Raw genomic sequence first — 25,508 nt, forward strand, 5'->3', positions numbered from 1 at the left:
CAATTCCTTACTGTTTAATATTCGGTTCTTCAGCTAACATTTCTAGCAGCTTTTCTGCTAGTAATGTGTCTGAAAACGGGTTTTGCCCTGTAATTAGCTCTCTATCAACAACCACTTTTGGCTGCCATGCATTTGCAAACTGCATTTTTCCTCCAGCCTGAGACATCGCGGCTGCTGGGTAAAAGTTGAGTTTTTCGCCATTTAACGTGCTTTCAAATACTTGTTCTTCTGGGTTCGAAAATATCGTCATTTGATATCCGTCATAAATCCAGTTTTTCGTTTGAACAGGTGACTGTGTTGTTAAACTCTGATAATACGCTTTTGGTTCACTTTGTGCCGAAAGCAACGTAATTGGGCCGTGGCAAATCGCAGCTGTTGGTTTATTCTCGCGGTTAAAATGGCGCAAAATTTCACCCACCTGCGGATTATTCGCCAAATCAATTAACGGTGCGTGTCCGCCTGGAATAAATACCGCATCAAATTCGTCTAGCCCCGCAGCAAGGATCTCGCTAAAACTTGCGGTATCATTAAGATCTGGCAGGTTAGCAATAAATTTTTTGATGCTTTGTAATTTAGTCTCATCACCGCCGAAGTAATTAACCGACACTGATTTTTGATCAACAGCAGGGGCATTGCCTTTTGGTGTTGCTAATATCAGTTTATATCCAGCATCCACTAAAGCCTTTGCAGGTATCCCAAACTCATTGAGGTAATAACCTGTTTCTATTGTCTCACCACTGGCAAGTTCCATAGAGGTTTCGCTCGAAAGTAACACTAATACTTCACCTTCACTTGCATGAGCGCTAAGCACATGTGTTGCACCCAATAACGATGACACCCACACCATCGTATTCAGTATACTCTTTTTCATCCCGGCTCCTCATACCAGTTCAATATCGACGAGTTTAGGCGATTTGCGGACACAGGTGAATTCGGATAAATTGGTAGGAGCAATCAGAATATTTATGGCTCAAGTAATTTATGTCTCATCTCACCCAACTAAAAACCTTTGTGGAAGTATACCGCTGCAAAAATATCACCAAGGCAGCGGCCAACTTAGGGATGTCGCAGCCAGCTGTCACGGCACATATTCAAACCATGGAAGCGGTAGTAGGAAAAGCCCTGTTTGAACGCCAAGCAAGAGGGGTAAAGCCAACGCCAACAGCACATGACTTAGCGCTGCAGGTGTCTGGTCATATCGATATTTTAGAGCAGAAGATCACCTCAATTCGAGCGCGCTCCAACGCGGTGTTTGGCACACTAAATATTGCTGGCCCCGCGGAGTATTTAAGCTTTGTCTCCGGTCCACAAATCGCCAACTTATTGCAAGCGGGCAACATTAACGTGGTACTTCATATTGGCAATAAAATTAACATTTTCGACGCACTAATAAACGACACCGCCGACATCGCCATTGCCGCCTCTGCGCCAGATCCCACAAGCTTTGACTATCTCGTTTTAGACAAAGAGCAATTGTGGCTAGTGATGAACCGTTTAGAGGGCAGAGAAATTCAAGACAGCGATATTACCGCCGACTTACTCTCTAGTTATAACGTCGTCACGTACGATCAAGACTTGCCTTTGGTTAGACAATACTTTGATCGTGTATTTAATGCGGGCTGCAACTCTAATGTCATCGCTATTTGCCCAGACATTAGAGCAATTGCTAACATCATTCGCTCTGGAATAGGTTACTCCGTCCTCCCTGATTATCTCTGCCGAGATCTCATAAAAGCAGGTGAACTGATCCAACTTGGCCCTGTAGGCCCTGAAAACAATATCTATCTAGTATGGAAAAAGGGCGCGTTAAAACACCCACGCATTGCTTTTGCAAAAGATGTGATCTCCGCCTTTGCTAATATTAATTATCTTTCGAATTAAAAAGTTGTAAAAAAAATTATTTTCCGCAGATTTCTGCTGAGAATTCCTGTTACCTTGCTGTAAATTAAAAGAGACGGGTTGGAGCATCAATGGACTATCAAAGCCAATATCGTGACTTAACTATTTATTACGACGCACTAAAAAAAGCAACAAAGCAAAGTGAAGCGGTACCAGACACCACAGAAAAATGGCTGGCACTCGTAGAAACGACCTTATTTGAATTACAAGAGCTTGCCCATATGGAAAAGGCTTATATGCAAAAATCAAGAACGATGAATAACCTAATTGAGTTGGTATATTCCAGCGCCCCAAGCATGGACTAGCAACTACGGGTTATTGCTGTTGAGTTTTGCATTGACAAGAGTGCTACTACTAGCACTCTTTTTTTCGCTAGAAATAGAGTTAAAGTTTGAAAATTAGCTGCACATACTTTACGACGCGGATAACCTGCGAAAATTCATGTGTGTTAGGTGTACTATTGGTACACCTTCAATGTAGTAAAGATTTCCTCGGACAGTTCTGCAAACACACCGTGGATCCGCTCAGATAGCGCTTTTACATTATCGAAATCAGGGTCAGCAAGCATTAAAATTTCAAAGATTGACCACTCAGGCATAACATCTTGATCCACCCACCTAACCCCCTGTAACTTTGCCCAATAATCAATCTGAACATCCTTTGTTTGCCCAATGAGCCAAAGTTCGAATTGCACCTCTTGATGGTTCAACACAACTGCCAATTTGAGTTTGTGTTTTTTAAGGTAATCGTTTTGCAGATAAAAGTATGTAAAGTCAATATATCCGTGTAACACGTTTGCGACTGTAAACTGGCCTTTATACTGCTTACTGAATTCAGCTCTGAGACTTTGAACAATAGAGACCAGATCCTTATAGGTTCTCTGCAGTTCGCCACTTGCAAATGCCATTTTATAGGCTGGAATTCGAGCACGAAGACTTTTATTAGACATGTTGTCCTCTGAGTTTTTCAGGCACATAGACAGAATGACCCACACACGAAGCTAGCATTGCAAGGAGCCTGAGTCATCATTAGATTGCAAATATCATATCAAACAATCAAAGTCGAATGACGCTTCATATTTGCCAAGCTCAAAACTCAAGAAGCAAAAATCAATGACACCCACCACAAATTTCAAGCCTTCATTTTCCTAACTTCAATGCAATTAGTGATGGGTGTCACCAATCCATCCTTTAGTCATTGACGCCATAGTCTCTTGTATGCGTTCTAATTCAGCTCTATTTCGGGGTGCTCTTTAATACCATACATTTCTTCCATTATCTTTTTATAAAACTCTAATGGAGGCATATTCATTTCAGCCCTCCTTTCATCCACTTTATCAACTTCTGAGATTGGCATGAAAGTGACTTTACCATTTTTAATATCTGCTTGTGTGCCGTACAGTTGCTTTTGCCCCCTATGTATAAGTACGCGATCGGTCAATAATGCGACTTCTTGTCCTGATACGCCTTCATTATTTAAATATGCTCTCTTTAAGATTGGAAGCATTCTTTCTTGAAACTCAGTATCTGACGAGTGCTGTATTATAAGAAATGCTGCTCCAACCCCCTCCTTTCCGACCTCAGCATGTGTTAGCCATTGTCGTTTGCTTAATATTGCTTTGAGTTTTTCAGTATTCTGATGATCAACTGATGATAATTTAGCATGAAGCTCTTTTGGAGCTTTATCCCAACCGGCATCTCCTAACTGTTTTCGTACAGCCTGATCCTGTTTTGCCATTTCAATGAGTTGAGCTTGCAATGGCAAATTTATCTCAGCTGAAACAAAACAAGGAAGAAAGTAGAGTAAAAAAAGTAACCGCATTTTCAAATTCCATTTAAGCATATAACAACCTACTAGTGTAAATTCTGAATATCTCACTTATCCACAAGAGATAAAATCGCAATCATCAAGAAAATTTTATTTAATAATTTTAGCAAGCTACCAGTCAAACATAGTTACCAAATCGCTCAAATCGCTGACACCCACCACTTAATTTGCACCTTCCTAACAAAAATCACTGACACCCACCACAAGTTTCAAGCCTTCATTTTCCTAACGTCAATGCAATTAGTGATGGGTATCACCAATCCATCCTTAATACATTTTGCATAGTGGTATCAACCTTAGCCGAGTTCTTTATTTGATTCAATCGTTTACTCTAAACGTCACTGTCATTTTTTTACTGTGTTTTATGAGGCTATAAGGCTGGTCTCTGTGGCTTTTTGAGGTTTAAAATGAGCTACACTTCTTAGTGTATTATTTTTTGCAACTTTTCTAGATTATGCACCAAGCAATACAACTTCCATTGCGCATTCACTTTCCCTTGCCCTCGTAATGTGAGTTTATTCATTCCTTTATTCACTATGATGTTGCCGAACACAGGTTCGATACACCTAAGTCGCTTGCTGTATTATCGCCGCCTCTAATTTAGTAGTGGTAACGACACGAAATTATCGTTATCGCTTGATCATCAACTGCATAAACAAGCCTGTTAGTGTCATCAATACGACGAGACCAAAAACCAGATAAACTCTCTTTCAACGGCTCTGGTTTACCGATGCCCTCAAATGGGGAGCACTTAACACCATTGATGAGTTTGTTGATGCGCTTGAGTGTTTTCTTGTCTTGAGTTTGCCAATACAGATAGTCATCCCAAGCGTCATCAGTCCACGACAGTAAACGTTGACTACTACTCATCAATTAACTCTCGTGCTGTTGTTTTACCAGCACGGTACTGTGCAATCGAACGATTTAAGTGTTCAGCGTTTTGAGGAGAGCGTAGTAAGTGGACAGTCTCCATAAGGCTATTGTAGTAATCTAAAGACATAACCACAGCATCCTCAGAGTCACGACGTGTAATGACTGTTGTATCTGCGTCATTAACTACACCGTCTAGAACAGCTTTAAGACCATTTCTAGCTTCAGTAAAAGATACAATTCTCATAAGAACCTCTACATGTACATTTAATGGAACAAGTATAGTCTTCACCATTCTACTTGTACAGTAAATTGAGCATGTAATATTGATAAGGTAACCAACACTCCGCTCACCGGAACTTTGGGAGCGGAGTAAGTGAAATTTCCGAGTGTGGTGGCTTGTTACATTACGTCATCATCAGCATTCAAAGCCATCTTTAAGAAGCTAGGCATTCTTGGATCTGTGAATTAAAAGAACCACCAAATCGCTGACACCAACCTCTAATTATAGTGGTAGGTGTCACTTATTTTCATTTGCTTTAGACCTTTTATTAGCTGCCCTATGCGCTGGCTTACTTCGTACTCTTCTGGCGTTTGCATCGCCTCACTATCCTTTTATATTAAACTATCAATTAGTACTGAACCTGTTATTACTAAAGTTACAGTGTAGCTCTAACTTGTAGCGGCGCATTTCGTCGCGCGATAAACCCTACATAAAGTAAAGCGATGCAGAGAAAAATTGGGATTGCCTTGAGGTATTCGAAATAATCATAAAGGAATCTCAGCTCCCAAAATATCTTTGCTGTTTCCTCACTAACCCCCAAGCGCTCCAAATTTCGAATAAAGTTTTCCATTAGAGCCAAAAAATCGATAAGTGCTAACGTCATTGCCAAAAGATAAATTGGGGCCTCTATACCATTCTTTTCGAATACAGATGCAGATCTTCCCTGAGTTAAAAATACACTAATCGTCATTCTATGTTTAAGTAAAAACAGTAACATGAGACTAAGAGTTAACTGCAGTCCAAAAGCATAAATATTCTCGATATAATAGCTTTCAACAGCAGGGAAAATAATGAACTTCAAGAGATATGCGACAGCGACCTCAAGTGCATAAATAAAAAGGAAAATGCCTGTGATAGTTTGACTATTCTTATCTTTGTAACAGCAAAAAAACAAAAATAATAGAAGGAGGAATACGATAGATTCGAAAATAAGAAAATACCCAGCAATAGATCCCAAGATAAGCGTAAGAATACTGCCTTTGTCCTTCATATTGTCTGGATATAGTCGTGAGAGCGCTTCGGTATCATCCAAAATATCAGCGAGTTTAACTCTGCAGAGATCGGCAAACTTCATTAACGTACCAAGCTTAAAAGAGCTAACACCATTAAGGTAGTTGTCTAGCGTTCGCATGCCAATCCCGAGGTGGCGGCATATATCTTCTCGTGACATCCCGCGTTTATGCTTTAGACCTTTTATTAGTAGCCCTATGCGCTGGCTTACTTCGTACTCTTCTGGCGTTTGCATCGCCTCGCTATCCTTCTATTTCCGTGATTTACTTATCGACTTATTACTACGCACTTTGGGGCTGCTGCGTATTTCTTTTCCGTGCGAGTATTCCTGCATAGAGGAGTACTAAACTGAGTAATAATGGTACGGCCTTAAGATACCTAAAGTAATCGTAAAAAAAGGTTAACTCCCAGAATATTTTAGCTTTCTCCTCGTCGATTCCTAATCGTTCCAGATTACGAATAAAGTTCTCCATTAACGCCAAAAAGTCTATAGCAACTAGCAGCGTAGCCAAAAAGTAGAGAGGAGTTTCAATAAGGCTTTTTTCGAAAACAGCTGCCGATTTTCCGCGAGTAACCAATACCGAGAACATCAACCTGTACTTGAGCAGAAAGAATAGTAACAGACTTAATGATAGGTGTAGCGAATATGCGTATACATTCTGCATATAATAGTTTTCAGCTGCTGGAAAAGCGACATAGTTTAGCCAGTAGCCACCAATATTAGTTAGCACGTAGACCACAACAAAAATAGCAACTATGCATTGATTATTTTTATCTTTATGTGAGTAGCAAAGCAGTAAAATTAGTAAAACTAAGAAAACGGATTCAAAGAGCATAACGGAAGCAAGAGAACCCAAAAGCAATGTTAGAATACTGCCCTTGTCCTTCATATTGTCTGGATATAGTCGCGAGAGCGCTTCGGTATCATCCAAAATATCAGCAAGCTTGACTCTACAGAGGTCAGCAAACTTCATTAACGTACCAAGCTTAAAAGAGCTAACGCCGTTAAGGTAGTTGTCTAGCGTTCGCATGCCAATCCCGAGGTGGCGACATATATCTTCTCGCGACATCCCGCGTTTATGCTTTAGACCTTTTATTAGCAGTCCTATGCGCTGGCTTACTTGGTACTCTTCTGGCGTTTGCATCGCCCGCCATCTCCTATTTCCGTGATTTATTTATCGACTTATTACTACGCACTTTGGGGCTGCTGCATATTGCTTTTCCGTGCAAGTACCCCTGCATAGAGAAGTGCTATACTAAGCAACATCAGCGGGGCTTTAAGGTATTCATAATAATCATAGAAGAAGGTCAACTCCCAGAATATTTTTACCTTCTCTTCATCCATTCCTAATCGATCTAAATTGCGAATAAAATTCTCTATTAGCGCACAAAAATCAACAACTGCTAGGATCAGAGCAAGGAAGTAAAGTGGAGCTTCAACAAGACTCTTCTCAAATACTTCGGAAGACCTTCCTCGCGTGATAAGCACCGCAAATTTCATTCTATATTTAATTAAAAAGAGCAGAAATAAACTTAGTGCCAAGTTTATTGAAAAAGCGTATACATTTTGAATGAAGTTATTAGCAGCTGTGGGGAAAACAAAGTATTTAAGCCAGTAACCAAATGCATTACTTAATGCATAGATCATTACAAAAATTGCGACCATACATTGATTGTTTTTGTCTTTGTATGAATAGCAAAGCAACATAATTAGCAAAAACAAAGTGATTGACTCAAAAAGCATTGCCGTTGCAAGAGAGCCAAAAAGCAATGTAAGAATACTGCCTTTGTCCTTCATATTGTCTGGATATAGTCGTGAGAGCGCTTCGGTATCATCTAAAATATCGGCAAGCTTGACTCTGCAGAGATCGGCAAACTTCATTAACGTGCCAAGCTTAAAAGAACTAACACCATTAAGGTAGTTGTCTAGCGTTCGCATGCCAATCCCGAGGTGGCGACATATATCTTCTCGAGACATCCCGCGTTTATGCTTTAGACCTTTTATTAGCAACCCTATGCGCTGGCTTACTTCGTACTCTTCTGGCGTTTGCATCGCCCCACATTCCCCTTTAAAAAAACCACAAAATTAACCCAAACATTACATTTTGTTTAATATAAAGACAAGTAAATGTTCAGGGCAGTTTGTGATTAAGCGGTTCATATATTAGGATTGAGAGAAGCGAACAATATTGAATCGAAATTACAAACAAGGAAAATTAAAAATTCTTGTTCTTAAATAGTAAATTTCATCTCAGTTACAAATACTAAAACGCAGTATCACGACAAATGAGGATACTGCGCTTGCTTGGGTTTAAGGTTGGCTTTGGATTGGTTGTCTTCTAGTCCGGACAATCAATCCAACGTATAAAAGTGCAACGCACAAGAAAATAGGTACTGCTTTGAGGTATTCAAAGTAATCATAAAAGAAAGTCCACTCCCAGAAAATCTTCGCCGTTTCCTCGTTTACGCCGATATGCTCAAGGTTACGGATAAAGTTTTCTAACAAAGCCATAAGGTCTACAAACACAAGAAACAAAACCAGTAAATAAAGTGGACCTTCAGCATAATTTTTCTCAAATACAGAAGCTGATTTGCCGCGTGTGAGTAATACAGCAACTGTCATTCTATGCTTGAGTAGAAAAAGCAAGATTAAACTCAATGATAGATTTATCAAGAAAGCATAAATGTTCTGATAAAACACATTCGGTTCTGCTGGTTTAATTACTGCATCTAACACATACATGGCAACTGAAGTTATTACAAACACGAAGGCAAAACAAAGCGTAAGCATCTGACTGTTATGATCATTTTTAGACATAAAAACTAAAATAATCAGAGCTATGGGTACTGCTAGCTCTATCAAAGAGGTATTAATAAAAGTAATCGATAGTGCTGCTGCAATACTCGTTAACAAAGCTAAATTAAACAAACTTTTCATGCACCTACCTCACTTTCAGGGTTTTCAGTTGCCTGTGGCTTGGCACCATCCCCTTTACCGTAACCCGTGCCACCATAGATTTGCTCACAAACCGAGCGACAAAGAGTTTTATATGTGGGCTTCTTTTGACTCGTTGGCAACATCAGGCTATATAAACTTTTCAAGATACACCTCAACAATTCGACTTTTCTTGTGATGAGGCTTCTCGTCGATCTCCTAGCCCCTCTCCAGTGGTCATGCCTACGCCACCAGCAACTTGCTTACACAATGAGTGACTAAGGGCTATTTTTATTAGTTTTTTCTGTGCAGCCTTCATTGTTCTTTTCCTCACTATTTTCTCCATACAAGCCAGAGAGCTTATCTGTATCTTCTAAAATATCTGATAACTTTACTTTACAGATTTCAGCAAACCGAAGCAATGTCCCAAGCTTAAAGGAGCTAGAGCCATTTAAATAGTTATCCAGGGTCCTGTCACCCACACCTAAACGCCGGCTAACCTCTTCTCGGGTCATCCCTTTTTTGCGCTTTAGTCCCCGTATCAGTCGGCTGATACGTTGGCTTACCTCGTATTCTTCTGGCGTCTGCATCGCCCCACCATATCTCTCAATCACCCCAACCAAGTTAACCAAAAGTTTACATCTAGTTAAATATAAAGACAAGTAGATGACAGTACTATTTTTAGGTGCACACTCGCAAAACAACCCAAAATAGAAACAAACTTATCACTATATTTGAATTTTTGGTATCAATTGATTCAAGCAACCCTCGCTAAACCTGCTTATTTGTTGTTTTGCAGACCATTAAAATCAATAATTAAAAAACACACAAACTTCTCTATTTTTATGTGAAAATCTTCACATTATTGTGTAGGCGCAGCATTTGCTTTATTTAAAACCTGCTTACGACGCGCTGTTATTCCTGCGTATAAAACAAACATGCAGAGCAGATAAGGCACGGCCTTGATATAAGCAAAGTAATTATAAATAAAGGCTAGCTCCCAAAATGGTTTGGCAACTTCTTCACTTATTCCTAAACGCTCTAGGTTACGGATAAAGTTTTCCATCAATGCCGCAAAATCAATCAAAGCTAACGTACATGCGAGTGCATAAAGCGGCGCATCTACTTGGTTCTTCTCAAAAATGCTGGCTGAATTCCCTTTGGTAAACCACGCACCTAAGAACATTCTGTATTTGATCATTAGCGCCAGCAGTAAACTCAGTAAAAGTTGAGTTGCAAAAGCATAGATATTTTCAATGTAATAGCTTTCAATAGCTGGGAAGACGACATAATTCAACCAGTATGCAACAACGATTTCTAACGAAAAAGCAAATATAAAAATTGCAACAATGCTTTGGCTATTCTTGTCATTACGCGCATAAAACAATAACAAAATAAGAAAAGCAAATAAGGTAAATTCAAGCACCATAACGCCGACAAAATAGCCCGTAAATAACAAAAAGATATTGCCTTTGTCTTTAATATTCTCAGGATACAAGCGCTTCAGCGCGTCGGTATCATCCAAAATATCAGCCAGTTTTACCTTGCAAAGATCCGCAAACTTTAACAATGTCCCAAGTTTAAATGAGCTCACCCCGTTTAGGTAATTATCTAACGTGCGCGAGCCTATACCTAAACGTTTACAGACATCTTCTCGGGTCATACCTCTGGTACGCTTTAACCCAAGTATTAACCTACCTATCCGCTGGCTTACCTCATATTCCTCTGGCGTTTGCATCTGTCCACCATTGTTTTACGTTAGCTCCCTTGAAATTAACCCAAACATTACATTTAGTTAAATATAAAGACAAGCTTCTCTCGATAAATTGCAATGAAAAAACAATAAAACACTCAATACTTCACCAACTTTACGTAATTTGAAACATTTTCATCGTTTTTCACGCTTAACCGTTCTTTAAAGCCAAACCTTATTGAGGGTATGCCCCTCATAGCCCTGAGTAATCCGCAGCCGGCGTTTTAAAAAGATCGCTGGGTAAACCAGCTCCTACGGGGTGGTGTGGAGTCCGTATAAGGTGCTTTGTGTAGCGGTTGGTGCCTTATAAAGATCGCTGGGTGAACCAGCTCCTACGCGAGGTGTATCGCTGGGTAAACCAGCTCCTACGCGGAGGTGTATCGCTGGGTAAACCAGCTCCTACGCGGAGGTGTATCGCTGAGTAAACCAGCTCCTACGCGAGGTGTATCGCTGGGTAAAACAGCTCCTACGCGGAGGTGTATCGTTGGGTAAACTTGCTCCTACGCGGAGGTGTATCGCTGGGCAAACCAGCTCCTACGCGAGGTGTATCGCTGGGTAAACCAGCTCCTACATGGAGGTGTATCGCTGGGTAAACCAGCTGCAATATTAAAAGGTGATTGTTATGCTTTACAAAAAAGTACAACTGTTCTATTTTAATAAAAGTACAAGTGTTCTTTTTTAGAGGTCAGGATGAAATTCAGCTACTTTAACGACAAAGACGGCTCGCTTATTACCAAGATAAGTCGGGGTGTTACAGGGCTTATGTGCACGCTTGCGCCACCTATTACTTCGAGGTTAGGTCAGGTACTACTGATGAGTCCGCATGGTAAGCGTCAATATCAGTTTAAAAATAAAAAACCCAATGGTGAGTTCAATATTCTTACCTCGCTTGGTCGCGTTCATGTAAACGTGTTTGGCCTTGGTCCGAAGACCGTTGTGTTAAGTCATGGTTGGGCCGATAACAGCAGTTGCTTTGATACTTTGATCCCTGAACTCGTAGCAGCGGGATTTTGCGTTGTGGCGATTGATCATGTTGGTCATGGACAATCTCATGGTAAGCAAGCCCATTTGCTGGCTTTTGTTGAAGCACTGGATACCCTGATTGAGAAGCTAGAAGCCGATCGCCATGATATCGTGGCTTTGGTGGGGCATTCTATGGGCGCTGTGGCGCTGATGAACTTACCGGATTATCGCCTAGAAAATCGTGTGGTTATAAATGTTGCAACTCCCGTGCAGTTTTTTGAGCTGATGTTTGAGCGCGTTGCGCGAGCGGGTATTTCTGAAAAAATGCTGCACCAAGTGTTAGGCGCTATCACTACAAGATATGGCACGCATTGGCATTTGATCCGAGATAAATTCCACGACGGTGTACTTAAGTTTAAGCCGACATTTATTCACGATACCGAGGACCGATTTGCGCCATTTGAACACGTAGAGTCGCTTATCGCTGCCACTCCTGAGCGTTTAATCCAAACCTCAGGCCTTGGACATCGCCGCATTTTAGGCGATACTGGCGTTATTCAACGTATTACTCAAAGAATAACTGCATAAGTGATGAATAAAGGCGAGAGAACGAGACAAACCATTTTAGAGCAAGGTATGCGCTTTAGTAGCCAATATGGCTTAATAGAAGTCACTATTGGTTCTATGGCAAAGCTTTGTGGCTTGTCTCGCAGCGGGCTTATCTCGCATTTTGACAGTAAAGAAGATATGCAGTTGGCGATCCTCGATTACTGTGAAGATCAATTTATGCTGCATGTCGTCGCACCGGCACGACACCAAGATCCCCTAGTGCAACTCAAAATGCTCTTTTCTATTTGGGCAGACTGGACTCGTGAACTATTTAATGAGCCACATTCAACTTGCCCGTTTATCAAAGCGTTGGTTGAATTTAATTGCCATACAGACAGCCCTATTCATACCAAAGTTACCGAGCAACATAACCGATTATTTAGCTATATTAAGCATAAAATTGTGCAAGGGATAGAAAGCGGTATTTTTCATCCTGAGCTTGATGCGCAGTGCGCGGCGTACGAGCTATACAACTTGTATCTAGGCCATGCGATAGCGAAAAATACGGTACTAACAGAACATGCCAGCGAGTTGTTTAAACGTAATATTGAGCACTTACTCGAAAGTTACCAAGCTGATCCAAAAACACGGAGCGTATCTGCATGATTGAAATAATCTCTACCCCAACCCGCGATATTGTTGAGCAGCTTACTGAGCTATACATCGCGACCTTTTCAGCGCCACCACGCAATGAAGAAATAGATCAAGCAGCCATTCGCTTGCTTATGGAAAAGGAAATCGAAGAAGGCGAAGTACGTGTTATTTTTGATGACTCAACACAGCAACTTATAGGCAGTTTGTCGCTAGTGCCAATCGCGCATTTTAAAGATAAAGCGCGCTTTGATCTTACGTCAGGCCTATACATTTCGAACTTTATGGTTGATGCGAATATTCGCGGCAAAGGAATTGGCAAGCAATTACTACAAGACACCTTAGCCGCTACTCGCCAACCTATCCACACTCGTTGTCGAGTAGATGCCTTAGCAGTGAATCATTTATTTCAGCGCCATGGCTTTAAATTGGTTGCTAATTACACAACAATTATGAATAACTCGGTTGCGGCGCGTAATATCTACACCTATCAAGCTGAATAATCTGCGGATAATCCTTGGATTGTCATTGTTGATTAATACATTCACTCTTATACTTTGCCAAAGAGTCGTCGTGTAGAGTAATGAGATGCTGAGGTTTTTTTTCGATTGAACACGGTGTAATTTCCGAAATGGAACCAAGCGCCGACACCCCGATTGAAATAGCAATCAAAAACGCCCATTGGATAGATACTATTAATCCCACGGAGGAGGAGCGAGTTGCTCTGGCAAACACGCTAAATATTACCCTTCCTGGTGCGGATGACGTAGAGGAAATCGAAGCCTCTTCGCGCTGTTTTATCGACAGCGAAGGTCTGCATGTACACGCTTTGTTTATGTCTCCCAATGACGGGCGTTTTAATACGGTAACCGTGGCCTGCTTATTACAAAAAAACTGCTTATTAACCATTCGTGATGACGAGCTTGCGGATTTTAGGTTGCTGCGACTGCGTGCGCGTAAAGGGCAAGTGGCGTGCGATAACCCAAAACAGCTGTTAGTGACTTTGTTCGACCAAAAAGTCGAAAACCATGCGGACATGCTTGAGGATATGCACCACCAGCTTGAAAAGCTCAGTGCCTATGTGCTTGAGGAAGAAGACTCAGATCTAGAAGAAGCTGTTAGTCGTATTTCAAGGCTAGAAGATGCCAACGGTAAAGTGCGCTTATGTTTGATGGATACGCAGCGCAATATCTCGTTTTTAATGCGTCATGTGGGGGTGCAATCTGAGGAGCGAGAAACGCTACGGGAAGTCACACGAGATATCGAAACCCTAATGTCGCACTGCGCCTTTCTCTTCGATAAAGTGAATTTTTTGATGGACTCTACGCAGGGTTTTATCAATATCGAACAAAACCAAATTATTAAAACCTTCTCCATTGCCTCTGTCGTATTTTTGCCACCCACTGTGGTTGCCAGTGTGTATGGGATGAATTTTAATAATATGCCAGAGCTAAACTGGGCTTGGGGCTATCCTTTTGCCATTGCTATTATGCTGCTCTCTGGTTTTGCGCCTTATTTATTCTTTAAACACAAAGGTTGGCTGTAAACTTTGGTTAATCTAGAGGTGTAGCTTCATTTCAAGCAGGCAAGGTGTAAATCCCGCTTTTTCATAAGCGCGAATTGCTGCGGCATTACTACTGTATACATCAAGGTAGAAGTCGTTGATGTTTTGGGTTTTACACCAAGCGATTAAGTGCTCCATGATCGCTTGATTCAAACCTTTACCACGATGCTCAGGTGCTACATACATAAACCCAAGATAACCATGCTGCGTGTGCTGTAGCTGCTGTTTAGATGCTCTTATCTGCACATACCCTGTTGCCACTATTTGCTCTGATACTTCACCAACAACCACTAACGTATTCGAACAAGTGAGTAATTTTTCAAAATCGTAGTATTTGGCGTCTTGTGATTTGATTGTTGAGTTATACGGACGCTCCGCTTCGATCACTTGCTGTTCTAAACCTAGAAGTGTAGTTAAGTCGTTGATGGTGGCTGGTCTAATTATCATATTTTTTCCTTAAAAAAAGCCACCTTAGCTTAACTAAGGTGGCAAAGCCACTATCTACAGTGTTAAAAATTGTCAGGGACTACATGAGGTTAAGTGTTAATGGTCGTGAGATTCCTCTGCAGTAATACCAAGCCATACTAGTTTTTCTGGTACGTAATCTAGCTCAAATGTGTCTACCAGTTTGGCTTCTTCTAAATCAAACTTTTTAATTTGTTTTGCGATTGGGTCGCTCACATATACCGCTTGCTCTGAATGAGAAAATGTAATTTGGAAGCCGTGACCTTCTGGCATCGTAGTTAAATCAGCATCACTTACTTGTACTTCACCTGCAGCTTCAAAATGGTGTTCACCATCATGCTCATGACCGGCAAAAATGCTGAGTTTACCTGCGGTATCCATCACCACAACATGCTCACCCGCAAAGCTAAATCCAAAACTCGCAATGCGATAGTTATCACTTACTTGCCATTCAAGCTTCTCGATATGGCCGTGCTCTGGGTCAACCATCAGCACATCATTACCTGCTGATGCGATAAATTGCTCTGCATCATGGTGGCCTTTGAGGGTGCCAATTCGCTGCCCGTCAGCAAAGTAATCTGGATTAGCTAGTTTTACTGCACTAAAGCTTTCGCCTTGCTGAGTGATAACCGCAACACCATCACCACAACCAAATGCCACTGCTTCTTCATTTTGTGCGCTGCCGTGAAGTGCTGGACAGCTTACGTTAAATACCTGCTCTTGATGAAAATGGTCACCATGCGCATGATACAAACCAATTTGCGAGGGTAGAGAAGTTTCGGTTTGAGGGTCTCTGATCGTGCTAATTAGAAATTCGCCTCGAGCTTGCGCCGCACCGTGCATGTAAGTGTCGTAATGTAATGCAGCGACTTCGCTTTGCTCGCCGCTAATATGCGCTTCACTAAACATCGCGGCACTGGCATTTTGTTGGCTGTCTTTGTCGCCATCTGAGAACACAGCAATACCAGACTCACCGACAGTCACGTGTGTTGGCTTCACTGATTCTAAATGGAACGAAGCAAGTGCAGGCGACTCTTCGTGAGTATGGTGATGGTCGCCATGCTCCTCTTCATATAAACCACCGTCAATAAACTCCACTAAACCTTGGTCACGTTGTACCAAGACAGCAAAGCGGTGATTTTCAGAGCTATATACATATTTTGGATAGTGTGTAACGCCAATCGAGTCGATAAGTGATTTATCCGCCGTTGAGTACACATTCACAACGTTACTTTCTGCGCTAGTGACTAACAGGCGACCATTTGCGTCTGTGATCGCATCTCCATGATCATGATCATCATGACCATCGTCATCATTGCCATTATCTTGTGCTGGCGGGTCTACTTTTACAATTGTGTGCTCAGTACCACCACATGCAGAAAGAAGAATTGCGGAAATGGCAACTGCCAAAAGTTTACCTTTTAATACCATGAGAGAGATCCTATTTTTATTTATGTTATACCATAACTTTAAATATGTTATCTTATAACAAAACTAAAAACAACACCTCGACTAATCACCTATTGACTATTTTGCGCGCAAACCCAATAGTGAAGTATGAAATCCACTTGGCATTACCAGACAAAAGGCACTCTCAAGATAACAAATGCCTTGATGTAACACTCCGGCTATATAAAAAGGACTACTTAATGGACTATTTGGTTGCTATCACTTTATTTGCTATTGCGTCTTCCGTAACGCCCGGGCCAAACAATATTATGGTAATGACGTCTGGCGTTAATTTTGGCTTACAGAGAAGCATCCCCCTGTTAAGCGGTATTTGTGTTGGCTTTTCGATCATGCTGTTGCTGGTCGGCTTGGGTTTTGCACAGCTTTTTGAGCTATTTCCTAGTTTGCACTTTATTTTAAAGTGCATTGGCGTCATTTACCTTTTATATCTTGCCTACCTTGTCGCGATGTCTTCACCCACGACTGATGCAGACTCAACCCCTCAACCTTTTTCGTTTTTAAAAGGCGCGTTATTTCAGTGGGTAAACGCAAAAGCATGGATTGTCGCTATAGGTGCTATTTCAACTTATACCTCCGCTGACGCAGATTTTATGAGTCAAAACTTGATGATCACCATTGTCTTTCTGTTGGTGTCATTTCCTTGTGTTGGGATCTGGTTGGTGTTTGGTTCATCGCTGAAACATGTATTAAAAAATGAGCAAAGTCGTAGATGGTTTAATTTTGTGATGGCTGCATTACTTGTGCTTTCAGTAATGCCAATTGTGCTGGAGATCTTTGCAGGATAATACCCTGCAAAGATTACCGTGTTATTGTTACTTGTTGTCCGCTTTTTACCGACGGGCGATCACCCACACTGCATGCACAATTCCTGGTATATAACCCAACAATGTCAGCAAAATATTTAACCAAAAAGCCCCGCCAAGACCGACTTGTAAAAATACACCAAGTGGTGGAAGCAGAATTGCAATGATGATCCTCAATAAATCCATTGTTCTCTCCTAAAAGTTATAGACGCTTTCATCCTGCATGGGTTATGCCAACTCAAAGGAATGCCTTTTGCATTAACCCAATAACAGTATAGGAGATAAAAAATGCCAGATTGGATTAATCTTGATTTAGCACTCATTTGGTATCACTTTTACCAAATTGTTTTTGCGTTTTTACTTACATTACCTTTAGCTATTAATAGAGAAAGTCGCTCTGATAGCGCGGGGCTTAGAACATTCCCATTAGTCGCTATTTCCTGTTGTGCTTTTATTTTAACAAGTATGGATGTATTTGAGTCACATGAAGCACAAGCGAGAGTCATGTACGGTGTCATTACTGGAATTGGTTTTATTGGTGGCGGTTCAATTGTGAAAAACGATAATTCCACACATGGCACAGCAACCGCTGCAGGTATCTGGTTAACCGGGGCAATAGGGATCTCTAGTGCATACCAGCGATATGAAATCGCAATTGTATTAAGCGCGGTGGGCTTTATGGTATTTCGCTTACTTGAGCCTTATAAAAAGCCTTCCAGCTCCCAATAAGTTTACATTGAACCTTTAGTCCGCTTGCTCGTCACTTGACGTTTGAGCTCTAGCTTTTCACCAAAAAAGTATTCGTAAACGATAACTGAAGTAAAATAGAAGAATCCGAACACACTGATATCAATTAGCAATTTGCCAAAATCGAAAGGCTCTTCAAAAAGTAAATATTCAAAATCAGTGATGTAAAAGACTAATTTAGTTAAAAAAAGTGCGGGTAAAAGAGAAATGATAAATTTCAAATTAATGTCCTTTTAATTTGCGTGACCTACAATCCATAATGAAGTCTAACTGATTTATTCAGAGATTGCACGCAGTATACAATTTATTTCGATAATTTACAAAGAGTTACTATGTAAGCCCCATATTAGCTGAGCGAGCGCCCAGCTAATATGAACATATCAAAATTTAATGATAGTGGAAACCGCTTCCTCGTTTGCCGTTTCAATAGACATTTTCAGCTCACGATTTTGCCAATCAATGTCTATCAAGCCGTAGTTACTTCCCGATTTATTAATCAAATGGCGGTTAGATGTTGTCAACTTTGCGATATCTTTGCTAACTACGCCAACTCGTCCCGTTGGGATATTAGCACCAGCTGGCGCACAGTTGCCCCATTCACCCTCAATACCTTTTTGGTTATCATCCACTTGGGTATAACACCAAGGCTTATCATTGTCTCGCGTGATACAACCTTGATAGGTAATGCCTGCATATTTGAACGGTAGCTGACATGCTTTGGCAAAATTGCCATCCCCTTTGTCGTCTGCGTAAATAGGTAATCTTAATGGATTTTCAATATGATAAGGCCAGTTTTGACCAAAACCCGATGCCGTCACTTCGTAGACGTTAACTGCTTGACCATATGTGCTGCTTGCGGGAATAGTCTTTTGCAAAAGCTCTCCCCAATGTTGATCGCCAGACAAAAACACAACGGCTTTAGTCTTACCTTCGTTCACTGATTTCTGTACTAACCTAAGCAAACGTTCCCTTTGTGCTGGCATTTCAGCCCAAGACTCATAACTAGTACCAGACATATTTGTTTCTTCTAATGACGCGATGGCAGCATTAAATGTTTTGCCGTCTCCATAAGCACAGTAGTTAGTTTTACTTCTGCCTTGATGCAGCGGAGGCAGTACTTGAATGCCGCTTGCAATGAGCTTGATTTCTGATGGCTTTTGTAACTCTTGCTCAAGCCATTGCCACTGCGCCTCTCCCAATATAGTGCTACTTTCCCCCTCACACGTTCCGTAACTTGAGAAGGTTGGAGAGCGGAAGTAACGGGCATCTAATGTGATCACATGCGTGGTTTCGCCCGATCCCCCCAACATTTTTGCTTCATAAATACCAGCTTGACCATTCAGTCTTGGATCTGTTTTATCGACATCAAAGTGACGCAAATATTCTTTTTGTGCGTTTACTCTCTCTGGATAATGTTTGCCTTCATTGTTCCAACCAAAATCATGGTCATCCCAAGTCGCCATCACAGGGATCTTAGCCTCTAAAAACTTGCGATATTCACTATTATTCTTTTTATCATCATACTTCTGGCGCATCACCGCCATATCAGTGGTATCTGCGTAGATATTGTCCCCTAACCAAAGAAACAGATCCGGTTGTTGGCCAATTAACTTAGCGAGCGCTTCTGGCATATCTCCTTTGGTTTTGAAACATGAACCTAACGCAACTCTATCTAATCGTTTACTTTGTAGGGGTTGAGTGTGAGCTAAAAGCGTTGGCGGCGCTTCTGGTTGACATTCTTCCCAACCGCCCTCTTCGACATAACACCAAGGTGCGGTGTGATTTCGGGTTGTACAGCCATAAAACTTTTCACCTTGATACTCAGATGGCGTTTTACACGCTTTTCCGGTTACTGTTTTGAATTCTGGGATGGTTTCTGTTCTGACATGACCCCATGTTGCGCCTTCGATGCTTTGTTTTAAATAGCACCACTGGGAACCTGAATTATTTTTATCCGTTGTCCCTTGATACTGTGCGGCTAGATAGTTAAAGGTGGATTTACAAGACTCGTAGTGAACTTCAGGTTCTGCACTAGCGACGCTGCTCATGAGCATCAACACGGCTGGCGTGAGAGTATAAGTTTTCATCGTTTCCTCGGTATTTGAATGTTGGCATCCTTGCTAGTTTTCCTTGCGGGAACGGAGTCTAATCCGGCAATGTTAAATTTTAGTTTAATATTTATTTCAAGTTCACATTTACTTCCGCATTCATGAAATAATACGAAAGTGGCTCAATAAATGAGCCATAACGAGGCCTTATGGCAAGTGATTGATAAGCCAATCAATAAATACTTGGATCCGAGCTCTTTTTGGTGAATAGGGATCAAATAACACATAGCGTTGCCATACCACAGGGTGAGGGGTATCAAAAAGCTGCACAATAAGGCCAGCTTGTTGAAAGTCTAAAAATAGCTCTCTGGAGACGATTGCAACACCTTGGCCTTTAAGCGCTGCACTCAATGCCATGTCATTAGAAGAGACTCGAGTGTGTGGGCCTTTGGCACAAATACTTGAACCGCATATCCCCTGAGACTCAAACCATTGCTCCCAGCTTACTTTATCATCGTCGTGGTGAATAAGATTACACCTTGCTAAATCATTCGGAGACTTAATTTGCAGCGATTCTTTGTAGCTTGGTGAACAAACAGGATAGTTACTATCTTCCCCAAGATATAACTGCTCAAGTCCGGCGGGGCAGGCTAACTCTCGCTTGGTAGAAAACCGGATCGCGATATCAATATGATTTAAACGAATATCTTCAAAGCGATTAGAGCCAAGCACGCGAATTTGGATGTCGTCATGAGACTCGTAAAACGAGCACAGGTTAGGCATTAGCCATAAAGAGCAAAAAGACTGGGTTGACGTGATAGTCAAGCTACCAGCCAATTCTTGTGTTTGAATTTGGTTCAATCCCCCAATAATGCGCTTAAACGCACTTTGAGTAGACATTAACAACACTTCGCCGGCTTCAGTTAAGTGCATATTGCGGCCTTTTCTTACAAAAAGCTTAACTGCAAGTGCATTTTCTAATTGCCGCATTTGTTGGCTTACTGCCGCTTGCGTAATGTTCAATTCGAGTGCAGCTTGAGTGTAACTTTGGAGCCGAGCTGCACTCTCAAAACAGCGTAATGCACTTAAGTGCCTTAACCTCTTATCCATAAGCTCAACTTATATTAATTGTAATTAACTATCGTTGGTATCCTGCCATATTTTGACCCAAGATACAGTCATAAATTACTTAACCTAAACGCAGTTTATTCACTACTACGACAGGAGCAACAATGAATTATTGTAAACCAAAGCCAAAGTCACAGTTATTACACTGGTTAACTATAATCGGGGCCTATCTGAAGTTAGAACACATAGTGAAACATAAGTAGTTTCAATATGTGGGAACATTCCTTATCCAGACCTCAGGTTAATTAAGTACGGTGGAGTCTGTTACAATTTTTGTTACACAAAAAGTCGGCTAATCCACCTCTTCAATTTATTGATATTACTTAATATTTAAAATATTAGCCCGATAGTAAACCTTTACCCCCACTCTTTTTGCAACAAGTTTTGTTAAAGTAAAAGGAACATTGCGCTAACTATCTATGCTTTTATCACACCAAGTGACAACATACAGAGCATTGATTCGCAAGATAAATCAACAATAACAAAATGAATAAAGGATTTTTATGCTATCTAGGTCTTTAATATGCAGTGCTATTTTGCTGTCTATCAGCGCTTCAGCTCAGGCCCAACCAAATGCTGAACTTCATCGTCTAGCCACCGTGGCTAAACCTATAGAGCAAGCGGTCACATTTAACTTAGACCCTTCTAAAGAGCGTTTTTCAGGACACACGACTATAAAACTTGAGGTGCTCAAAGCCACCCAATTTATTGAGCTCAACGGATTAGACTATGCGATAGATACCGCTGAACTAGTCGGAAAAACGTCGTGTGAGCTCAGAGATAAAATGCTCGAAACCGGTAAAGTGAGATTGAGTTGCGAAAAAACACTGCAACCCGGTCGCTACACGCTTACTATCGACTATACCGCCCCCTTCAACCGTAATAGCGTCGGTCTCTACAAAACCATAGACAACGGCGTGCCTTACTTATTTACACAGTTTCAGATGAGTGATGCAAGAAGAGCAATGCCTACATTTGATGAGCCTGAGTATAAAATCCCATTTCAGCTCACTATTACAGCCCCAGACGATCAAAAAGTATTCGCCAACACGCCTGTTTTAGAGACCAAAAAGTCGAATGGCATGACCACCCATTACTTCGACAAGACGCCGCCTCTTCCTTCTTACTTAGTCGCCTTATCCGTTGGTCCGTTCGAAGTACTTGATGTTAAAGGGATGTCGGTTCCGGGTAACATTATTACCCCACAAAAGAAATCAAATCTTGCCGCTTATTCCATCGAAAACACGCCAAAGATACTCAAAGCACTTGAAGACTATTTTGACTTACCCTATGTCTATAAAAAACTAGACCAAGTTGCAGTCCCTGAATTTCCGTTCGGCGCAATGGAGAATGCAGGCCTGGTGACTTATCGTGAGGATATACTACTTATTGACCCTGCAACGTCAACACAACAAGCTCAAACCTCACATGTGAATGTTATCGCTCACGAACTTGCACACCAATGGTATGGCAACCTAGTTACGATGAAATGGTGGAATGACCTGTGGTTAAACGAGGCGTTTGCCACTTGGATGGCTGCAAAGATCACCCAGCAGCTATTTCCTGAGCTAGAAACAAATTTATCCCTATCTCAACACAATGCAATGCCCTATGATGCTCAAGCAACTACCTCACCGATCCGTAAACCGGTTATTACAGAGTCTGATGTAACAGACGGCTTGGGTCTTGCGTACAGCAAAGGTAGCGCGGTACTTTACATGGTTGAGCAGTGGCTTGGGGAAGAGGTATTTAAGCAAGGCATGCGCAATTATATCCGTAAATTTGCTTATAAGAATGCAGAAGCCAAAGATCTATGGAATGAGCTGGGTAAAGTATCTAATAAAGATGTAGCGACAGTGCTAGACTCATTTGTATCACAAGCTTCATTTCCACTTTTGACGATTAAGTTAGATGGCCAGAATGCCACCGTATCGCAACAACGTTTTGTAATAAAAGGACAAGAAGCAGCAGCACAAACTTGGCATATCCCCATCACACTGCGCTATGGTAGAGGTGACAAAACAGCCACTAAGACAATACTTTTAGACTCCAAGGCGCAACAGATTAAATTAGACTTTGAGCCTGAGTGGATCTTACCAAACGACAACGCGACAGGTTATTATCGCTGGGATCTTTCTGAGTCTCAACTCGCAAGCCTAATATCACATGCCCCAAACAAGCTAAATGAGCGGGAGAGATTAGACTTACTAAGCAATGTTGACGCGCTGATGGAGTCTGGAAAAATAAACGCCAATGCGTTGATGTTAACGCTCAGTGAGTTTATTAACGACACTCATCCCAAAGTAGCAAAGGCCGCTCTTACTCAATTACTATCACAACATAAACAGTATGAAGACGATTCAAATAAGTTACTTTGGAAGAAACTTTATACCACTTATGTTGAGCCTGCGTTTTCTCGATATGGACTTGAGGCAAATGCAAATGAACCAGCTGCCACATCGGAAATACGTGCAGCATTGGTCAGAGCACTGGCTTTCGAGACAAAGCATCAAACCATTATTAAGCATGCAAAAAAGCAAGCGAGTTTATATTTAACGTCACCTGATAAAGTTGACCCCTACTTGGCTAGAAGCTTCCTGCAAATTGCCGCTTACTACGGTGATGCTGAGCTGTTGAAGTCATACAAAAAAGTATTTGAAACCACCAATAACCCAACTCAACGTACTAATCTATTGCTTGCAATGGGTTATTTTGGTCCACAAGAACTGCAACAACAAGTACTAGATTATGCGCTAAGCGAGCATGTAACGGCCTCCGACTTTAATTATATATTAAGCGGGAATGGTAAAGGCGATGAGCGAAAAGCGCTTTATCAAAAGTGGTTTTATCAGCACTTTGAGCGCTTAAAGGAACGCTTCCCTCCTTTTGCAAAGCCACAGCTACCTTTTTACCTATTTACGTATTGTGACGCGGATGCATTAAAACAAGCTCAGCAGTTTTTTGAACCGATGCAAAAAGAAGTAGAAGGTTTAAGTAAATCACTTAAGCAGCTGGAACTGGCAACAAATACCTGCATCATGCAAAAGCAAAGAGAGCTAGCTTCAGTCAATCAATTTTTGAATAATCTGTAAAAGACTCCAACCAGTTGTGGCGCTTTTGGCTTTTGCCGAGCGCCACTATTTTTTAGGATAAATATGTTACGCCCACTTTTATTATTATTATGTCTGCCATTCGTTTTGGCCGCTGAAACCGTAATTGATCCAGCTCGTGATAGAGCAATTCCAGTAGAAACTCATTTGCCAACCGACACCAACCCCTGTTCAAAAGCGGCACCTTGTCCTGTTGCACTGCTAAGCGCCGGCTATGGTGTCTCACATACTGACTATCAATTTTTGGTCAAGACGCTAAACCGAGCTGGATATTTGGTTATTACTGTAGGCCATGAGCTTGCAACGATCCTCCTCTTTCCGTCGAGGGGAACTTATACGAAACACGCGCAGAAAACTGGCAACGAGGCGCTGATACGCTGGTGTTTATTCACGATTACTTTAAGCCAAAGTTCACCACCTTTGATTTTGAGCATATCCTCTTAATTGGCCATTCTAATGGCGGCGACATTTCAGCATGGTTAATCAATCACGGGGCTAAATTTGTAAACCAAATCATTACGCTAGATCATCGCAGAGTGCCATTACCGAGAAGCCTTGATGTAAAGGTATTGTCGATACGAGCAAGTGACTTTCCAGCGGACAAAGGGGTGTTGCCAAGTCGTACTGAAAAGCACAAATATCAGGATTGTGTTGTCACGATAGCGAGCGCAAAACACAATGACATGACTGACGAAGGTCCGAGCTGGCTAACCGACAAAATAGCACAAATTTTGGCTGATCATTTGGCTGGTATACCTTGCTTAGAGAATGAAAAAGCAAATGACCAATAGTCTAGTCGCGAAATGCAGAAAGGGAAGCGGGTAAATCTCACACCCCTTTCTGTTTATGTGTTCTGCTTGAGCTGAGCTTTATTTAATTTCAGCCACAGGCATTGATAGCGGTTTTACACACATAAAATATGCCCAAGCAATCAATATGATTTGCAGTGGTGCTCTAATTAGCAAATAAACTGGTCCCCACTGATGTCCTCCCAGGCCAACGCTGTTGAGCGCGGCATACACATTTGCGGGAAAAAACAGCATAAAAATGGCAATTGCCGCTTTTGCTGCAGGTAATTGGTATTTTGGTATAAATAACAGAATCGCTACTACGAGTTCGATGACACCAGTGAAGTACACCAAAGGAAGCCTATACGGCATCCAACTAGGTAACATTTCTACCATCCCTTGTGCTTTTACGATATGGCCAATAAAAAAGAACATAAATGCGATACCGAGACCCCAACAGGCAAGCGTTGCTGCCTCTACCTGTACGTCTCTTATCTTTGAATAGATAACACCGAACAATAACGGGCCGCAAAGTAACAGTATAATGATGATTGGTGTAACCATAGTTTATGCCTTATCCCCTAACATTGTTAGCGGCTAAAAAGCCATCTAATTACGCCAATCATGTCACGTGATGTTCCTAA

The 25,508-nt window shown here is 41.4% G+C and carries 28 protein-coding genes and 2 pseudogenes; 10 read left to right on the forward strand and 20 right to left on the reverse strand.

The window, feature by feature from the left end:
- Window positions 1-7: 7 nt before the first annotated feature.
- Entirely contained in the window at window positions 8-871 is an 864-nt protein-coding gene (locus tag DS891_RS08300; RefSeq protein ID WP_174169491.1) for a type 1 glutamine amidotransferase domain-containing protein, read from the reverse strand.
- 110 nt (window positions 872-981) lie between these two features.
- Here DS891_RS08300 and DS891_RS08305 point away from each other — a divergent pair, with 110 nt between their 5' ends.
- Both DS891_RS08305 and DS891_RS08310 read left to right on the forward strand, forming a co-directional pair.
- A complete protein-coding gene (locus tag DS891_RS08305; protein ID WP_010603674.1) occupies window positions 982-1,881 on the forward strand; it encodes a LysR family transcriptional regulator in 900 nt (299 codons plus the stop codon).
- Window positions 1,882-1,970: 89 nt separating this feature from the next.
- The gene (locus DS891_RS08310) at window positions 1,971-2,204 is read left to right on the forward strand and encodes a hypothetical protein (RefSeq protein ID WP_010369844.1); all 234 of its coding nucleotides are present in this window, start codon (window positions 1,971-1,973) and stop codon (window positions 2,202-2,204) included.
- Window positions 2,205-2,356: 152 nt separating this feature from the next.
- Here the strand turns inward: DS891_RS08310 and DS891_RS08315 are convergent, their stop codons facing one another.
- The 12 genes and pseudogenes from DS891_RS08315 to DS891_RS08370 all read right to left on the reverse strand — a co-directional run bounded on the left by DS891_RS08315 (window position 2,357) and on the right by DS891_RS08370 (window position 10,563).
- Window positions 2,357-2,848 (reverse strand): hypothetical protein, encoded by a 492-nt coding sequence (locus tag DS891_RS08315; RefSeq protein WP_174169492.1) that lies wholly within the window; start codon window positions 2,846-2,848, stop codon window positions 2,357-2,359.
- A gap of 275 nt (window positions 2,849-3,123) precedes the next feature.
- On the reverse strand, window positions 3,124-3,741 hold the full coding sequence (locus DS891_RS08320; protein WP_254605771.1) for a DUF6624 domain-containing protein: 618 nt from the start codon (window positions 3,739-3,741) through the stop codon (window positions 3,124-3,126).
- 406 nt (window positions 3,742-4,147) lie between these two features.
- Window positions 4,148-4,297, reverse strand: a pseudogene (locus DS891_RS24525) (transposase); the annotation flags it as partial.
- Between the two features lie 29 nt (window positions 4,298-4,326).
- On the reverse strand, window positions 4,327-4,596 hold the full coding sequence (locus tag DS891_RS08330) for a Txe/YoeB family addiction module toxin (RefSeq protein WP_174169493.1): 270 nt from the start codon (window positions 4,594-4,596) through the stop codon (window positions 4,327-4,329).
- On the reverse strand, window positions 4,589-4,843 hold the full coding sequence (locus DS891_RS08335; RefSeq protein ID WP_005526636.1) for a type II toxin-antitoxin system Phd/YefM family antitoxin: 255 nt from the start codon (window positions 4,841-4,843) through the stop codon (window positions 4,589-4,591). Before DS891_RS08335 ends, DS891_RS08330 begins: the two co-directional genes overlap by 8 nt.
- Before the next feature lie 412 nt (window positions 4,844-5,255).
- On the reverse strand, window positions 5,256-6,125 hold the full coding sequence (locus DS891_RS08340) for a helix-turn-helix domain-containing protein (protein ID WP_174169494.1): 870 nt from the start codon (window positions 6,123-6,125) through the stop codon (window positions 5,256-5,258).
- Between the two features lie 46 nt (window positions 6,126-6,171).
- Window positions 6,172-7,035, reverse strand: a complete 864-nt coding sequence (locus DS891_RS08345) for a helix-turn-helix domain-containing protein (protein WP_174169495.1) — start codon at window positions 7,033-7,035, stop codon at window positions 6,172-6,174.
- A 44-nt stretch (window positions 7,036-7,079) separates the two neighbouring features.
- The gene (locus DS891_RS08350; protein ID WP_174169496.1) at window positions 7,080-7,943 is read right to left on the reverse strand and encodes a helix-turn-helix domain-containing protein; all 864 of its coding nucleotides are present in this window, start codon (window positions 7,941-7,943) and stop codon (window positions 7,080-7,082) included.
- 258 nt (window positions 7,944-8,201) lie between these two features.
- On the reverse strand, window positions 8,202-8,828 hold the full coding sequence (locus tag DS891_RS08355) for a hypothetical protein (protein WP_045965562.1): 627 nt from the start codon (window positions 8,826-8,828) through the stop codon (window positions 8,202-8,204).
- Window positions 8,825-8,992 (reverse strand): hypothetical protein, encoded by a 168-nt coding sequence (locus tag DS891_RS08360; protein ID WP_174169497.1) that lies wholly within the window; start codon window positions 8,990-8,992, stop codon window positions 8,825-8,827. The genes DS891_RS08355 and DS891_RS08360 overlap by 4 nt, the downstream gene beginning before the upstream one ends.
- 156 nt (window positions 8,993-9,148) lie before the next feature.
- Window positions 9,149-9,415 (reverse strand): annotated as a pseudogene (locus DS891_RS08365) (helix-turn-helix domain-containing protein); the annotation flags it as partial.
- Window positions 9,416-9,687: 272 nt separating this feature from the next.
- On the reverse strand, window positions 9,688-10,563 hold the full coding sequence (locus tag DS891_RS08370) for a helix-turn-helix domain-containing protein (protein WP_174169499.1): 876 nt from the start codon (window positions 10,561-10,563) through the stop codon (window positions 9,688-9,690).
- Between the two features lie 705 nt (window positions 10,564-11,268).
- Here DS891_RS08370 and DS891_RS08375 point away from each other — a divergent pair.
- The 4 genes from DS891_RS08375 to corA all read left to right on the forward strand — a co-directional run bounded on the left by DS891_RS08375 (window position 11,269) and on the right by corA (window position 14,287).
- Window positions 11,269-12,129, forward strand: coding sequence for an alpha/beta fold hydrolase (locus tag DS891_RS08375; RefSeq protein ID WP_010603697.1), 861 nt, complete (start codon window positions 11,269-11,271; stop codon window positions 12,127-12,129).
- 3 nt (window positions 12,130-12,132) lie between these two features.
- Window positions 12,133-12,756, forward strand: coding sequence for a TetR/AcrR family transcriptional regulator (locus tag DS891_RS08380; protein ID WP_029215706.1), 624 nt, complete (start codon window positions 12,133-12,135; stop codon window positions 12,754-12,756).
- Window positions 12,753-13,244: a GNAT family N-acetyltransferase gene (locus DS891_RS08385; protein WP_010603699.1), complete on the forward strand. Its 492-nt coding sequence runs from the start codon at window positions 12,753-12,755 to the stop codon at window positions 13,242-13,244. The genes DS891_RS08380 and DS891_RS08385 overlap by 4 nt, the downstream gene beginning before the upstream one ends.
- A 128-nt stretch (window positions 13,245-13,372) precedes the next feature.
- The gene (corA, locus tag DS891_RS08390) at window positions 13,373-14,287 is read left to right on the forward strand and encodes a magnesium/cobalt transporter CorA (protein ID WP_174169500.1); all 915 of its coding nucleotides are present in this window, start codon (window positions 13,373-13,375) and stop codon (window positions 14,285-14,287) included.
- A gap of 12 nt (window positions 14,288-14,299) precedes the next feature.
- Here the strand turns inward: corA and DS891_RS08395 are convergent, their stop codons facing one another.
- Complete coding sequence (locus DS891_RS08395) at window positions 14,300-14,752, reverse strand: GNAT family N-acetyltransferase (protein ID WP_174169501.1); 453 nt, start codon at window positions 14,750-14,752, stop codon at window positions 14,300-14,302.
- 96 nt (window positions 14,753-14,848) lie between these two features.
- The gene (locus DS891_RS08400) at window positions 14,849-16,201 is read right to left on the reverse strand and encodes a YncE family protein (RefSeq protein WP_174169502.1); all 1,353 of its coding nucleotides are present in this window, start codon (window positions 16,199-16,201) and stop codon (window positions 14,849-14,851) included.
- A gap of 218 nt (window positions 16,202-16,419) precedes the next feature.
- Here DS891_RS08400 and DS891_RS08405 point away from each other — a divergent pair, with 218 nt between their 5' ends.
- On the forward strand, window positions 16,420-17,025 hold the full coding sequence (locus tag DS891_RS08405) for a LysE family translocator (RefSeq protein ID WP_010603703.1): 606 nt from the start codon (window positions 16,420-16,422) through the stop codon (window positions 17,023-17,025).
- A 45-nt stretch (window positions 17,026-17,070) separates the two neighbouring features.
- Here the strand turns inward: DS891_RS08405 and DS891_RS08410 are convergent, their stop codons facing one another.
- Window positions 17,071-17,229, reverse strand: coding sequence for a YqaE/Pmp3 family membrane protein (locus DS891_RS08410; protein WP_010369885.1), 159 nt, complete (start codon window positions 17,227-17,229; stop codon window positions 17,071-17,073).
- 102 nt (window positions 17,230-17,331) lie between these two features.
- On the opposite strand from DS891_RS08410, the gene DS891_RS08415 reads away from it, so the two are divergent.
- Entirely contained in the window at window positions 17,332-17,772 is a 441-nt protein-coding gene (locus DS891_RS08415) for an MgtC/SapB family protein (protein ID WP_010603704.1), read from the forward strand.
- 2 nt (window positions 17,773-17,774) lie between these two features.
- Here the strand turns inward: DS891_RS08415 and DS891_RS08420 are convergent, their stop codons facing one another.
- The 3 genes from DS891_RS08420 to DS891_RS08430 all read right to left on the reverse strand — a co-directional run bounded on the left by DS891_RS08420 (window position 17,775) and on the right by DS891_RS08430 (window position 20,948).
- Complete coding sequence (locus DS891_RS08420; protein WP_010603705.1) at window positions 17,775-18,011, reverse strand: hypothetical protein; 237 nt, start codon at window positions 18,009-18,011, stop codon at window positions 17,775-17,777.
- A gap of 159 nt (window positions 18,012-18,170) precedes the next feature.
- On the reverse strand, window positions 18,171-19,877 hold the full coding sequence (locus DS891_RS08425; RefSeq protein ID WP_174169503.1) for an alkaline phosphatase D family protein: 1,707 nt from the start codon (window positions 19,875-19,877) through the stop codon (window positions 18,171-18,173).
- A 168-nt stretch (window positions 19,878-20,045) separates the two neighbouring features.
- Window positions 20,046-20,948, reverse strand: coding sequence for a LysR substrate-binding domain-containing protein (locus DS891_RS08430; protein WP_174169504.1), 903 nt, complete (start codon window positions 20,946-20,948; stop codon window positions 20,046-20,048).
- Window positions 20,949-21,469: 521 nt separating this feature from the next.
- Here DS891_RS08430 and DS891_RS08435 point away from each other — a divergent pair.
- Both DS891_RS08435 and DS891_RS24530 read left to right on the forward strand, forming a co-directional pair.
- Window positions 21,470-24,058, forward strand: a complete 2,589-nt coding sequence (locus DS891_RS08435; protein WP_174169505.1) for a M1 family metallopeptidase — start codon at window positions 21,470-21,472, stop codon at window positions 24,056-24,058.
- A 398-nt stretch (window positions 24,059-24,456) separates the two neighbouring features.
- Entirely contained in the window at window positions 24,457-24,867 is a 411-nt protein-coding gene (locus DS891_RS24530; RefSeq protein ID WP_254605773.1) for a hypothetical protein, read from the forward strand.
- 78 nt (window positions 24,868-24,945) lie between these two features.
- Here the strand turns inward: DS891_RS24530 and DS891_RS08445 are convergent, their stop codons facing one another.
- The gene (locus tag DS891_RS08445) at window positions 24,946-25,428 is read right to left on the reverse strand and encodes a hypothetical protein (RefSeq protein WP_174169506.1); all 483 of its coding nucleotides are present in this window, start codon (window positions 25,426-25,428) and stop codon (window positions 24,946-24,948) included.
- Window positions 25,429-25,508 lie beyond the last annotated feature (80 nt).

It is taken from the genome of Pseudoalteromonas sp. JC28, assembly GCF_013319255.1.
Lineage (GTDB): Bacteria > Pseudomonadota > Gammaproteobacteria > Enterobacterales > Alteromonadaceae > Pseudoalteromonas.